Annotated in this window: 12 protein-coding genes; 10 read left to right on the top strand and 2 right to left on the bottom strand. The window is 72.3% G+C overall.

Annotated elements, in window-relative coordinates; all coding sequences use genetic code 11:
• Window positions 1-62: 62 nt before the first annotated feature.
• The 6 genes from ccrA to pssA all read left to right on the top strand — a co-directional run bounded on the left by ccrA (window position 63) and on the right by pssA (window position 6876).
• Window positions 63-1400 carry a crotonyl-CoA carboxylase/reductase gene (ccrA, locus tag AC1VWI_RS33865; RefSeq protein WP_499514816.1) on the top strand — a complete coding sequence of 446 codons (1338 nt, stop codon included), beginning with the start codon at window positions 63-65 and terminating at the stop codon, window positions 1398-1400.
• A gap of 14 nt (window positions 1401-1414) precedes the next feature.
• Window positions 1415-3427 carry a protein meaA gene (locus AC1VWI_RS33860; RefSeq protein ID WP_499514815.1) on the top strand — a complete coding sequence of 671 codons (2013 nt, stop codon included), beginning with the start codon at window positions 1415-1417 and terminating at the stop codon, window positions 3425-3427.
• Window positions 3428-3482: 55 nt separating this feature from the next.
• Window positions 3483-3986 carry a MaoC family dehydratase gene (locus tag AC1VWI_RS33855; protein WP_396569326.1) on the top strand — a complete coding sequence of 168 codons (504 nt, stop codon included), beginning with the start codon at window positions 3483-3485 and terminating at the stop codon, window positions 3984-3986.
• A 12-nt stretch (window positions 3987-3998) separates the two neighbouring features.
• On the top strand, window positions 3999-5210 hold the full coding sequence (locus AC1VWI_RS33850; protein WP_499514814.1) for an acyl-CoA dehydrogenase family protein: 1212 nt from the start codon (window positions 3999-4001) through the stop codon (window positions 5208-5210).
• 171 nt (window positions 5211-5381) lie between these two features.
• Window positions 5382-6038, top strand: a complete 657-nt coding sequence (locus AC1VWI_RS33845) for a phosphatidylserine decarboxylase (RefSeq protein WP_499514813.1) — start codon at window positions 5382-5384, stop codon at window positions 6036-6038.
• On the top strand, window positions 6025-6876 hold the full coding sequence (gene pssA, locus AC1VWI_RS33840) for a CDP-diacylglycerol--serine O-phosphatidyltransferase (protein ID WP_499514812.1): 852 nt from the start codon (window positions 6025-6027) through the stop codon (window positions 6874-6876). Before AC1VWI_RS33845 ends, pssA begins: the two co-directional genes overlap by 14 nt.
• Window positions 6877-6946: 70 nt before the next feature.
• Here pssA and AC1VWI_RS33835 read toward each other — a convergent pair whose 3' ends face one another.
• Complete coding sequence (locus AC1VWI_RS33835) at window positions 6947-8050, bottom strand: glycerate kinase (protein ID WP_499516980.1); 1104 nt, start codon at window positions 8048-8050, stop codon at window positions 6947-6949.
• 95 nt (window positions 8051-8145) lie between these two features.
• Here AC1VWI_RS33835 and AC1VWI_RS33830 point away from each other — a divergent pair, with 95 nt between their 5' ends.
• From AC1VWI_RS33830 to AC1VWI_RS33820, 3 genes are read left to right on the top strand one after another with little or no spacing between them, the layout of a single operon-like run.
• Window positions 8146-9201, top strand: coding sequence for an ADP-ribosylglycohydrolase family protein (locus AC1VWI_RS33830; protein ID WP_499514811.1), 1056 nt, complete (start codon window positions 8146-8148; stop codon window positions 9199-9201).
• Between the two features lie 9 nt (window positions 9202-9210).
• Window positions 9211-10203: a ketopantoate reductase family protein gene (locus AC1VWI_RS33825; RefSeq protein ID WP_499514810.1), complete on the top strand. Its 993-nt coding sequence runs from the start codon at window positions 9211-9213 to the stop codon at window positions 10201-10203.
• Window positions 10200-10718: an NUDIX domain-containing protein gene (locus AC1VWI_RS33820; RefSeq protein WP_499514809.1), complete on the top strand. Its 519-nt coding sequence runs from the start codon at window positions 10200-10202 to the stop codon at window positions 10716-10718. The genes AC1VWI_RS33825 and AC1VWI_RS33820 overlap by 4 nt, the downstream gene beginning before the upstream one ends.
• Window positions 10719-10872: 154 nt before the next feature.
• On the opposite strand, the gene AC1VWI_RS33815 is transcribed toward AC1VWI_RS33820, so the two are convergent.
• Window positions 10873-12672, bottom strand: a complete 1800-nt coding sequence (locus AC1VWI_RS33815; protein ID WP_499514808.1) for a gamma-glutamyltransferase family protein — start codon at window positions 12670-12672, stop codon at window positions 10873-10875.
• A gap of 80 nt (window positions 12673-12752) precedes the next feature.
• Here AC1VWI_RS33815 and AC1VWI_RS33810 point away from each other — a divergent pair, with 80 nt between their 5' ends.
• Window positions 12753-13532, top strand: coding sequence for a nucleotidyltransferase domain-containing protein (locus tag AC1VWI_RS33810; RefSeq protein ID WP_499516979.1), 780 nt, complete (start codon window positions 12753-12755; stop codon window positions 13530-13532).
• The last annotated feature ends 31 nt before the right edge of the window (window positions 13533-13563 follow it).

Genomic DNA, 13563 nt, shown 5'->3' with positions numbered 1-13563 from the left:
CCACAGCAACCCCCGACGTTCCCTCAAGCGTCCCTACGTCGCGCTTCGCCGGAGGCATCACCGTGAAGGACATCCTCGACGCAATCATGGCGTCCGAAAGCACGGCCGCGGACTTCGCCGCGCTGCCGCTGCCCGAGTCGTACCGCGCCATCACCGTCCACAAGGACGAGGCCGGCATGTTCGAGGGCGTGGACAGCCGCGCGAAGGACCCGCGCAAGTCGCTGCACCTGGACGAGGTGCCGGTGCCCGAGCTCGGCCCGGGCGAGGCCCTGGTGGCCGTCATGGCCAGCTCGGTCAACTACAACTCGGTGTGGACGTCGATCTTCGAGCCGGTGTCGACGTTCGGTTTCCTCGAGCGGTACGGCAGGCTCTCCCCGCTCACCAAGCGCCACGACCTGCCCTACCACGTCATCGGCTCCGACCTGGCGGGCGTCGTGCTGCGCACCGGCCCCGGCGTGAACCTCTGGAAGCCGGGCGACGAGGTCGTCGCGCACTGCCTGTCCGTCGAACTGGAGTCCGCGGACGGCCACAACGACACGATGCTCGACCCCGAGCAGCGCATCTGGGGCTTCGAGACCAACTTCGGCGGCCTCGCCGAGATCGCGCTGGTCAAGTCCAACCAGCTGATGCCCAAGCCCAGGCACCTCAGCTGGGAGGAGGCCGCGGCCCCCGGCCTGGTGAACTCCACCGCCTACCGCCAGCTGGTCTCGCGCAACGGCGCCGGCATGAAGCAGGGCGACAACGTCCTGATCTGGGGCGCCAGCGGCGGCCTGGGCAGCTACGCCACCCAGTTCGCGCTGGCCGGCGGCGCCAACCCGATCTGCGTGGTCTCCTCGCCGCAGAAGGCGGAGATCTGCCGCCGCATGGGCGCCGAGGCCATCATCGACCGCACCGCCGAGGACTACCGGTTCTGGAAGGACGAGCACACCCAGGACCCGAAGGAGTGGAAGCGCCTCGGCAAGCGCATCCGTGAGCTGACCGACGGCGAGGACGTCGACATCGTCTTCGAGCACCCGGGCCGCGAGACCTTCGGCGCCTCGGTCTACGTCACCCGCAAGGGCGGCACGATCGTCACCTGCGCGTCGACCTCGGGCTACAACCACGAGTACGACAACCGCTACCTGTGGATGTCGCTCAAGCGCATCGTCGGCTCCCACTTCGCGAACTACCGCGAGGCGTGGGAGGCCAACCGCCTCATCGCCAAGGGCAAGATCCACCCCACCCTGTCGAAGACGTACCGCCTGGAGGAGACCGGCCAGGCAGCGCACGACGTGCACCGCAACGTGCACCAGGGCAAGGTCGGCGTGCTCGCGCTCGCCCCCGAGGAGGGCCTCGGCGTCCGCGACGCGGAACTGCGCGCCGAGCACCTCGACGCCATCAACCGCTTCCGGAACGTCTGAGAACGGGAACGAGCATGAGCGAGCGTCAGAAGGATCGTCCGTGGCTGATGCGGACGTACGCGGGGCACTCCACCGCCGAGGCGTCCAACGCCCTGTACCGGGGCAACCTCGCCAAGGGCCAGACCGGGCTGTCGGTCGCGTTCGACCTCCCGACGCAGACCGGGTACGACCCCGACCACATCCTGGCCCGCGGCGAGGTGGGCCGGGTCGGGGTCCCGGTCGCCCACCTCGGCGACATGCGCCGGCTCTTCCAGGACATCCCCCTGGAGGAGATGAACACCTCGATGACCATCAACGCCAGCGCCATGTGGCTGCTCGCGCTCTACCAGGTGGTCGCCGAGGAGCAGGGCGCCGACGTCACCAGGCTCCAGGGGACGACGCAGAACGACATCGTCAAGGAGTACCTGTCGCGCGGTACGTACGTCTTCCCGCCCGGCCCGTCGCTCCGGCTGACGACGGACATGATCGCGTACACGGTCAACCACCTCCCCAAGTGGAACCCCATCAACATCTGCAGCTACCACCTGCAGGAGGCCGGGGCCACGCCGGTGCAGGAGATCGCGTACTCCATGTCCACCGCGATCGCCGTCCTCGACGCGGTCCGCGACTCGGGCCAGGTGCCGCAGGAGCGGATGGGCGACGTCGTCGCGCGCATCTCCTTCTTCGTGAACGCGGGCGTGCGCTTCGTCGAGGAGATGTGCAAGATGCGGGCCTTCACCCGCATCTGGGACAAGATCACCCGCGAGCGCTACGGCATCGAGGAGCCCAAGCAGCGCCGCTTCCGGTACGGGGTCCAGGTCAACTCGCTCGGCCTGACCGAGGCCCAGCCGGAGAACAACGTCCAGCGCATCGTGCTGGAGATGCTGGCGGTGACGCTCTCCAAGGACGCCCGTGCCCGAGCCGTGCAGCTGCCGGCCTGGAACGAGGCGCTCGGCCTGCCGCGCCCCTGGGACCAGCAGTGGTCCCTGCGCATCCAGCAGGTGCTCGCCCACGAGAGCGACCTGCTGGAGTACGGCGACATCTTCGACGGCAGCCACGTCGTCGAGGCGAAGGTCGCCGAGCTCGTCGACCGGTCCCTGGCCGAGATCGAGCACATCCAGGAGATGGGCGGTGCCATGGCGGCCGTGGAGTCCGGCTACCTGAAGTCGCAGCTGGTCTCCTCGCACGCCGAGCGCCGGGCGCGGATCGAGTCCGGCCAGGAGAAGATCATCGGCGTCAACTGCTACGAGGGCACCGAGCCCAGCCCCCTCACCTCCGACCTGGACGGCGCCATCATGACCGTCGACCCGGAGAACGAGGCACGGGTCGTCACCGCCCTCCACGACTGGCGCGACAACCGCGACGAAGTACGGGCGCAACGGTCGCTGGAGGCCCTCAAGGCCGCGGCCGCCGGGACCGGCAACCTGATGGATGCCACCTTGGAGTGCGCCCGGGCGGGTGTCACCACCGGCGAGTGGTCCTGGGCGCTGCGCGACGTATTCGGCGAGTTCCGCGCGCCGACGGGCGTGAGCAGCGCCCCCGTCGCGGTCACCGCCGAGCCGGGCACGCCGCTGGCCGCGGTGCGCCGCAAGGTGGCGCTGACCGCCGAGGAGCTGGGCACCGGCAAGCTGCGGCTGCTGGTGGGCAAGCCGGGCCTGGACGGTCACTCCAACGGCGCCGAGCAGATAGCCGTACGGGCGCGCGACGCCGGCTTCGAGGTGGTCTACCAGGGCATCCGGCTGACGCCCGAGCAGATCGTGTCGGCGGCGGTCGCCGAGGACGTCCACTGCGTGGGCCTGTCGATCCTCTCCGGCTCGCACGCCGAGCTGGTCCCGGACGTGCTGGACCGGCTCCGCAGGGCCGGGGTGGACGACGTGCCGGTCATCGCCGGTGGCATCATCCCGCCGGCGGACGCGGCCAAGCTGGTCGAGTCCGGCGTCGCGGCCGTGTTCACGCCGAAGGACTTCGGGATCACCGAGATCATCGGCAGGATCGTGGACGAGATCCGCAGGGCCAACAAGCTGGAGCCGCTGGAGGTCGCCGCGTGACCCCGGCAGCGAACACCCGTACGAACACGTTCGACACCCCGGAGGCGTAGGAGAGATGCAGTTCGGCCGTACGTATGAAGAGTTCGAGGTCGGTGCCGTCTACAAGCACTGGCCCGGGAAGACGGTCACCGAGTACGACGACCACCTCTTCTGCCTCCTGACCATGAACCACCACCCGCTCCACATGGACGCGAACTACGCCGAGAGGACCACCGACTTCGGGAAGAACGTGGTCGTGGGGAACTACGTCTACTCCCTGCTGCTCGGCATGTCGGTGCCGGACGTCTCCGGCAAGGCGATCGCCAACCTGGAGGTCGAGTCGCTCAAGCACGTGGCGCCGACCTTCCACGGCGACACCATCTACGGCGAGACGACGGTGCTGGACAAGTGGCCGTCGAAGTCGAAGGACGACCGCGGGATCGTCCACGTGGAGACCAAGGGCTACAAGCAGGACGGCACCCTGGTGTGCGTCTTCCGCCGCAAGGTGATGGTCCCCACCGCCACGTACATCAAGGAACGCGGGGGCGAGCAGCCCGGCCGCCCCGAGCTGAACGCCTAGGAGACAGCAGACATGAGCCGCCTCGCGCAGACCGACGGGCTGACCGACGTCCAGCAGGAGATCCTCTCCACCGTCCGCAGCTTCGTCGACAAGGAGATCATCCCGGTCGCCAACGAGCTGGAGCACAAGGACGAGTACCCCACCGACATCGTTGAGGGCCTCAAGGAACTCGGCATCTTCGGTCTGATGATCCCCGAGGAGTACGGCGGCCTGGGCGAGTCCCTGCTCACCTACGCCCTGACGGTCGAGGAGATCGCCCGCGGCTGGATGAGCGTGTCGGGCATCATCAACACGCACTTCATCGTCGCCTACATGCTCAAGCAGCACGGCACCCAGGAGCAGAAGGACCACTTCCTGCCCCGCATGGCCGCCGGCGACGTGCGCGGCGCCTTCTCGATGTCCGAGCCGGGCCTCGGCTCCGACGTCTCGGCGATCCGCACCAAGGCGGTCCGGGACGGCGACGACTACGTCATCAACGGCCAGAAGATGTGGCTGACCAACGGCGGCACCTCCAACCTCGTCGCGGTGCTGTGCCGGACCGACGAGGGCCAGCCGGAGGACGCGGCCCCGCACAAGTCGATGACGACCTTCCTCATCGAGAAGGAGCCGGGCTTCGGGCCGAACCCGACGGTGAAGGGCCTCACCGTGCCCGGCAAGATCGAGAAGATGGGGTACAAGGGCGTCGACACGACCGAGCTCATCCTCGAGGACGTGAAGATTCCGTCAAATCGCGTCCTGGGCGGTCGGAGCGGCCGCGGTTTTTACCAAATGATGGACGGGGTCGAGGTCGGCCGGGTCAACGTGGCCGCCCGCGGCTGCGGCGTCGCACAGCGCGCCTTCGAACTGGGGATCGCGTACGCCCAGCAGCGGCAGACCTTCGGCAAGCCGATCGCGCAGCACCAGGCGATCCAGTTCAAGCTCTCCGAGATGGCCACCAAGGTCGAGGCGGCCCACGCGCTGATGGTGAACGCGGCCCGCAAGAAGGACTCCGGCCAGCGCAACGACCTCGAGGCCGGCATGGCGAAGTACCTGGCCGCGGAGTACTGCAAGGAGGTCGTGGAGGACGCCTTCCGCATCCACGGCGGCTACGGCTTCTCCAAGGAGTACGAGATCGAGCGCCTCTACCGCGAGGCCCCGATGCTGCTCATCGGTGAGGGCACCGCCGAGATCCAGAAAATGATCATCGGGCGCCGGCTGCTCGAGGAGTACCGAATCCAGGGGTGAATGTCTGGGTTGTGACACTTTGTGCGAGCCAAAGGTCACACCCAGTCATCAAATACCGGCCACTGACTCGACTGCTGGCTTGCCCAGTTGCCGGTCACTCCCGATACCATTCACGGAAAGCCGCCGTCCCCTGCACCATCATTGCGGCACCCTCCGCTACGAAGGTCTTCCATGCCCCACAGCCATTCCTCTGCACAACGCGACAGCCGGGCCGGCGTACGCCTCGCGCGCGGAGCGTCGCCGTGGCTCCTCCCGACCGTGGCCACCGCCGCGATCAGCCTCGTCCGCGCCCGCCGCTCCGGGCGCTGGGCGGCCGTGGCCGTCCCCACCACCGCCCTCGCGGCGGGCATGCTGTGGTTCTTCCGCGACCCCGAGCGCGAGATCACCCAGGGCCGCGTCATCTCGCCGGCCGACGGCGTGGTGCAGAGCATCATGCCGTGGAAGGACGGGCGCACCCGCGTCGCGATCTTCATGAGCCCGCTGAACGTCCACGTGAACCGCGCGCCGCTCGCCGGCACCGTCACGTCCGTCGAGCACATCCCCGGCGGTTTCGTTCCGGCGTTCAACAAGGAGAGCGAGAACAACGAGCGGGTCGTCTGGCACTTCGACACCGAGCTCGGCGACATCGAGATGGTGCAGATCGCCGGAGCCGTGGCGCGCCGCATCGTCCCTTACGTGCCGCAGGGCACCAAGGTGGAGCAGGGCGAGCGCATCGGCCTGATCCGCTTCGGCTCCCGTGTGGACATCTACCTGCCGGAGGGCGTCGAGCCCGACGTCGAGGTCGGCCAGACCACCGTGGCTGGGGTGACGCGCCTTGACCGTGATTGATCCCGACACCCAGGCACCGTGGGTCGCCGCGGTGGACGAGGACGACGACGATGACATGCCGCTGTCGACGCGGCTGTCGATAGCGGACGGCCTCACCCTCGGCAACGCGATCTGCGGATTCATGGCGGTGTACTTCACCACCACCGGGGTGCTCGTCCCGCACCTGATGGGCAACACCGACGGCGGCATGACGCGGCACAGCGCCGCCACCGCCGTCCTGCTGATGCTCATGGCCTCGGTCTTCGACCTCTTCGACGGCCTCGTGGCGCGCAAGCTGCGCAGCTCGGCGATGGGCGCGGAGCTGGACAACCTGTCCGACCTGATCAGCTTCGGCCTGGCCCCCGCCTACTTCGTGGTCGTCTGGGGCCTGATCTCGGACGACGCCTACGGCAAGCTGTCGGCGGTGGCGGCGGTCGTGGTGCTGCTCGCGGTCGTCCTGCGCCTGGCCCGCTTCTCCTGCACGACGGTGCGGGAAGGGATCTTCCAGGGCATGCCGAGCCCCTTCGGGGCGATGACGGTCATCTCGGTCGTGCTGCTGGAGCTGCCCTTCATCCCGACGGTGCTGGCCATCGTCGGTGTGGCGTGGCTGATGGTCAGCCGGGTCGAGTACCCCAAGCCCCGCGGCCGGCTCGCCACGATCACGCTGGCCTGGATCGTGCTGAGCATGGGCTGCCTGGTCTGCTGGGCGTTCGCCGTCCCCGGCGGTGACGTGCTCCTCCAGACGGGCGCGGCCCTGCAGATCTGCGCGGCTGCGGTGATCCCGCTCTTCGCGACGACCCGCCGGGTCAACACGATGCGCAACAACCGCCGCGAGGCGCGTACGGCGCAGCTTCCGTAGCCGTACGACGTACGACGTGCGTGCCAGGGGCCCCGAGCCGGGAAGGCTCGGGGCCCCTGGCGTTCCCGGGTCAGGCCGGCAGGTCGCGCGCGATGTCCTCGGCGAGACGCTCCAGGAGCGGCCCGGCCTCGGCCATGCAGCGCGCCGGGTCCGGCTCGAGGTCGGTCAGGGCGTACGCCCGCCGGATGCCGGCCGCGCCCAGGGCGGCGCCGGACAGCGCGAGGCGGCCGCAGACGGCGACCACGTCCACGTCCCGGGCACGGGCGGCGGCCGCGACACCGGCCGGGGCCTTGCCGTGCAGGGTCTGTTCGTCCAGCGAGCCCTCGCCCGTGATCACCAGGTCCGCCCGCTCCAGGGCCGCCGCGAAGCCGAGCATGTCCAGGAGCACCTGGACGCCGGGCCGGAAGGAGGCGCGCAGGCCCACCAGCGCCCCGAACCCGACCCCGCCGGCCGCACCCGCCCCCGGGGCCTCGGCGGCCGCACCGGCCTCCAGCACCTCCGCGTAGTGGGCGAGCGCCGCGTCCAGCGTGGCGACGTCCTCCTGCGTGGCACCCTTCTGGGGGCCGTAGACGGCGGCGGCGCCCTTCGGGCCGAGCAGCGGGTTGTCGACGTCGCTGGCGAGGACGACCTCGGTCGCAGCGAGCCGCGGGTCGAGGCCGGACAGGTCCGCCGAGGCCAGCCCGGCGAGCGCCGCGCCGCCCGGGCCCACCGGCTCGCCCCGGCCGTCCAGCAGGCGGGCGCCGAGCGCGACGAGCATGCCCGCGCCCCCGTCGTTGGTCGCGCTGCCGCCGACGCCGAGCACGACGGACCGCGCGCCCGCGTCGAGTACGGCCAGCAGCAGCTCACCGGTGCCGCAGGTGGTCGCCGTAAGCGGCGCGAAGACGCCGGGCGGCAGGTGCCGCAGCCCCGAGGCCTCGGCCATCTCCACGACGGCGGTGCCGTCGCGCAGTGCGTACGCGGCGGTGACCGGCTCCCCCAGCGGCCCGGTGACCTCCACCAGGCGCCGCTCGAATCCGGCGGCGACGGCGGCGTCCACCGTTCCGTCCCCGCCGTCGGCCACCGGTACGGACTCGACGACGAGGTCGGGGGCGGCGCTCCGCAGCCCCGCCCCGAGCCGCTCCGCCACCTCGACGGCGGTGAGCGAGCCCTTGAACTTGTCCGCGGCGATGAGCACCCGCGCGGGCCGTGCGTCCGTCACATTGATCTCCCTTACGGCAGGTCGCGCCGCTTGGACCCTATCCCGGGGTGTCCTGGCGGTACACCGGAGGCATGGCCCTCTCTCTCCACGACCGCATCCTGGGCGGCTGGCTCGGCCGGATCGCCGGCAACATGCTCGGCAAGCCCGTCGAGCGCGGCGACCACTGGACCCGCGAGCGCATCGACCGCTACCTGCGCCGGGCCGGGGCGCTGCCGCTGACCGACTACATCCCCGCGCTGGACCCGCCTGCGGACCCGGCGGAGTTCGAGCTGCGCCCGGAGTGGCCGCAGTGCACCCGCGGCAACATCCACGGCAGCGCGCGGGACGACGACGTCGACTACGCGATCCTCGGGCTCGACCTGCTGGAGACGTACGGCCCGGACTTCACCACCGAGCAGGTCGGCGAGCTGTGGCTGCTGCGCCTTCCCTACCTGCAGACCTTCACCGCCGAGCGCGCGGCGTACCGCAACCTCGCGGGCGGGATGAAGCCGCCGCTGACGGCCACGGCCGACAACCCGTACCAGGAGTGGATCGGGGCGTTGATCCGCGCCGACGTCCACGGCTGGACCTCCCCCGGCGACCCCCGGCGGGCCGCGTCGCTCGCCCGCCGGGACGCGGTGCTGTCGCACACGGGCAACGGGGTGTACGGCGCGATGTGGGCCGCGGCGCTGATCGCGGCGGCGTTCACCGCGCCCGACGCCCGGGCCGCGCTGGAGTCGGCGCTGCAGCACGTCCCGCCGGGCTGCCGGCTGGCCCGCACGGTGCGCCGGACCATGGCGCTGCACGCGGCGGGGCTGGACTGGGCCGGGACGATGGCGGAGCTGGACGAGGAGAACCGTGGGCTGCACTGGATCCACACCGTCCCCAACGCCGCGCTCGTCACCGCCGGGCTGCTGTACGGCGCGGGCGACTTCACCGCCACGATCGCGCTGACCGTGCGCGGCGGCCTGGACACCGACTCCGGCGGTGCGACGGCGGGTTCGGTGGCCGGGGTGTTCTGCGGCGCGGCGGCGATCCCGCCGCAGTGGACCGAGCCGCTGGAGGACCGGGTGCGCAGCGCGGTGTTCGGCTTCGACGGCGTGGCGATCAGCGAACTCGCCCGTCGCACGGCGCTGCTCGTGCCGTAGGGTCCGCGTGTGCGATACATCGTTGTGGGAGCGGGCGCGGTCGGCGCGACGATCGGCGGCCGGCTGTACGAGAGCGGTCACGAGGTCGTCCTGGTCGCGCGGGGAGCGCACCTGGAGGCGCTGCGCGAGCGCGGGCTGACGCTGCGGACGCCGGACGGGACGCTGTCGCTGCCCGTCCCGGTGGCCGGCGGCCCGGAGGGGCTGAGGCTGCGCGAGGACGACGTGCTGGTGCTGGCCGTGAAGACGCAGGACACGGAGGCCGCGCTCGCCGCCTGGGCCCCGGTCGCGGACCACCTGCCGCTGGTCTGCGCCCAGAACGGCGTCGCCAACGAACGCATGGCACTGCGCCGCTTCCGCGACGTGTACGGCATGTGCGTGTGGCTGCCGTCGACCCACCTGGAGCCCGGCGAGGTGGTCGCCCCCTGCGGTCCGCTGACCGGCATCCTCCACCTGGGCCGCTACCCGCACGGAACGGACGAGCTCGCACGGGCCGTCTCCGCGGACCTGGAGAAGTCCTCCTTCGCCGCCCCGGTCGTGGCCGACGTGATGCGCTGGAAGTACGCCAAGCTGCTGTCGAACCTCGGCAACGCCGTCGAGGCGCTCTGCGGCGGCTGGGACGACACGGCCGCCGGCCTCGTCGAGCGGGCGCGCGCCGAGGGCGCCGCGGTGCTCGACGCCGCCGGCATCCCGTACGCGGGCGAGGAGGAGCAGGCGGCGGTCCGCGGCGACCGGGTGAGCCTGCGGCCGGTCGACGGCTTCGCCCGGGGCGGCGGCTCGTCCTGGCAGAGCCTGACCCGCGGCACCGGGAGCGTCGAGGCGGACTGGCTCAACGGCGAGATCGTGCTGCTGGGACGGCTCCACGGGATACCCGTCCCGGTCAACGAGACGCTGCGCCGGCTCGCGAACCGTGCGGCACGCGACCGCCGCGCCCCCGGAAGCCTGGACCCGGCGCAGGTGGCCGCCGCCGTCGAGGGTCGCGAACCCGTAGGTTGGGGCGCGTGACGACCACCGATTTCGACGCCTACATCGACAGCCTGCCGAAGATCCTCGCCGGGGCCAGCACGCTCTTCCGCGACGCCGACGGCCGGATCCTGATCGCCGAGACCACCTACCGCCAGGACGGCAAGTGGGTGCTGCCCGGCGGCACCATCGAGTCGGCCGACGGGGAGACCCCCCGCGAGGCGGCCCGCCGGGAGACCCTGGAGGAGGTCGGTCTGGACATCGAGCCGGGCGCCCTGCTCGCCGTCGACTGGGTGCAGTGGCCGGGCCGCCCGCCGCTGACCTCCTACCTGTACGACGGCGGCGTGCTCGACGAGGCCGCGCTCGGCGCGATCGTGCTGCAGGAGGAGGAGCTGTCCGCCTGGCGGATGGCGACGCCCGAGGAGGCCGAGGAGTACCTCTCCCCCGGCCTCTACCGCCGCGTCCGCGCCGCCCTGGCCGCACAGGCGGACGGCGCCTGCCCCGTCGAACTGGTCAACGGCCGCCCCCCGGTGGTCGGTCAGCGGCCCACCGCGTAACCCGGCATCCCGCGGGGGTTGGCCGCACCGGTCTCCGGTCGCGGGCCACGGGCTCTCCGCCCGGCGCATGGCAACGTCCCATGAGGGACCCCAGGTCCGCGCCGCGCCGCGCCGCCCTGCCGTGCCGACGGGCGGCGCCTGCCCGGGCGCCGGGTCAGCGGCCCACCGCGTAACCCTGCATGCCGCGGGGGTTGGCCGCGGAGGACAGGACGCCGGTCTCCGGGTCGCGGGCCACCGCGCACAGGCGGCCCTCGGACCAGGGGGCGGCAACGGTGACGTCGTGGCCGCGGCTGCGGAGTCCGGCGATGACGGACTCCTCGAAGCGGCTCTCCACGGTGAGGCTGCCGGGCCGCATCTCCCGGGGGTGGAAGGAGCTCGGGAAGCTGTCGTTGTGCCAGTTGGGCGCGTCGATGGCGCCCTGGAGGTCGAGGCCGCCGCGGACGGGGGCGCGCAGGGCGACGCCCAGGAAGAAGTGCAGCGACCACTGGTCCTGCTGGTCGCCGCCGGGGGTGCCGAAGGCCATCACCGGCACGCCGTCGCGCAGCGCGAGCGACGGGGTGAGCGTGGTGCGCGGACGGCGGCCCGGGGTGAGGGAGTTCGGCAGCCCGGGCTCCAGCCAGGTCATCTGCAGGCGGGTGCCGAGCGGGAAGCCGAGCCCGGGGACCACCGGGTTGGACTGGAGCCAGCCGCCGCTGGGGGTGGCGGCGACCATGTTGCCCCAGCGGTCGACGACGTCGAGGTGGCACGTGTCGCCGCGGGTCGCGCCGTTGTGGGCGACCGTCGGCTCGCCGACGCCCATGGCGTCGAATCCCGTTGCCGCGGCGGCGTCGTGGAGCGGGAAGTGCGGCAGCCGCGGCGTGCGGCCGCCCGGGCTGCCGGGGCGCAGCTCGTGGGAGGCCTTCGCCTGGTCGACCAGGGCGCGCCGTGCGTCGTTGTAGGCGGGTGACAGCAGTTCGGCGAGCGGGACGTCGTCCTGGGCGTCGCCGTACCAGGCCTCGCGGTCGGCCATGGCGAGCTTGGTGCCCTCGACCAGGGTGTGCACGTAGTCGGCGGAGCCGTACTCCAGGTCCGCGGGATCCGGCGGCAGCAGGGCCAGTTGCTGCAGGAAGGCCGGGCCCTGGCTCCACGGTCCGGCCTTGCAGACCGTCCAGCCGTTCCAGTCGAAGGACACCGGGTCCTCGTGGTGCGCCTCGTACGCGACGAGGTCGTCCCCGGTCAGGGTGGAGGCGTGGCGCTCGCCCGTGGTGTCCATCGCGGGACGGGCGGCGAAGGCGGCCAGCGCCTCGCCGATGAAGCCCTCGCGCCACACCCGCCGGGCCGCCTCGATCTGTGCCTCCCGGTCGCTGCCGGCGGCCTCCGCCTCCCGCAGCAACCGCCGCCAGGTGGCGGCGAGATCGGGGTTGCGCAGCAGGTCTCCCGGCCGGGGCGGGCGGCCGCCGGCCAGGTACAGCTCGGCCGAGGTCGTCCACTCCGACTCGAACAGCGCCTGGACGGAGCCGACCGTGGCGCCGACCGCCTCCACCGCGGGGTGGCCGTGCTCGGCGTAGCCGATGGCGTAGGAGAGCACGTCCGCGAGCGGCTTCGTGCCGTGGTCGCGCAACAGCACCATCCAGGCGTCGAAGGCACCGGGCACGGCGGCAGCGAGCGGACCGGTGCCGGGGACGAAGTCCAGGCCCAGCGCGCGGTAGTGGTCGACGCTCGCCCCGGCCGGGGCGGGGCCCTGGCCGCAGAGCACGCGCACGGGACCGCCCGCGGGCGCGACGATGATCGGCACCTCGCCCGCGGGTCCGTTGAGGTGCGGCTCCACCACGTGCAGGACGAACCCGGCGGCCACCGCCGCGTCATAGGCGTTGCCGCCGCTCTCCAGCACGGCCATCGCCGACTGCGAGGCGAGCCAGTGCGTGGAGGAGGCCATGCCGAAGGTGCCTTGGAGGGTGGGCCGGGTCGTGAACAATTCCGTACTCCTCGCGCCGGGGGTGCACCTACACTCGCACGGTGCCCCACGAGCCCGAACACGTACCCCCTGTCTCCTCCATGGCACGGTCGCTCGCCCGGGTCCCCGGTGTGGTCGCGGTGATGCTGGGCGGCAGCCGGGCGCGCGGAACGCACCGCCCCGACTCCGACTGGGACCTCGGCGTGTACTACCGCGGCGAACCGGACCTGGCGGCGCTCGCCGCGCTCGCCGCCGAGGCGACGGGCGCGCCGGTGGAGATCGCCGGCCCCGGCGGCTGGGGTCCCTGGGTGAACGGCGGGGCGTGGCTGCGCGTCGGCGGCGTCCAGGTCGACTGGATCCTGCGGGACCTGGATCGGGTGGGGCGGGTGTGGGACGACTGCCTCGTCGGCCGCTACGAGGTCGGTGTCCAGGCCGGCCATCCGCTGGGCTTCTGGTCCCCCGTGTACGCCGGCGAGGTCGCCCTCGGCCGCGTCCTGGCCGACCCGGCGGGTGAGCTGACCGCGCTGCGCGAGCGGACGCTGGTCTACCCGGAGCCGCTGCGCGAGGCCCTCGTCGGGGCCTCCTGGGAGGCGGACTTCCTGGTCGTGAACGCCCGCAAGTCCGCGGGCGGCGGGGACGTCCTGCACGCCGCCCTGTGCCTTTCACGGGCAGTCGGGGTGCTGACGCAGTCGCTCCACGCCCACCACCGCGTGTGGTGCCTCAACGAGAAGGGCGCCCTCGCCGCCGCGGGCGCCCTCCCCGACGCCCCGCCCGGCTTCCGGTCCCGCGCCGAAGCGGTGCTGTCCGGCCTCGGCGACCCGGTCACGGCGGTGGAGGACGCCGCCGCCCTCGTCGCGGACGTCCGCGCGGCGCTGGGCTGACCCCGGGCGGAAACGCGCGGGCCCCGGTGCC

Source organism: Streptomyces sp. TOM-9, assembly GCF_056858595.1.
This window is presented reverse-complemented; position numbering and strand designations above follow the sequence as displayed.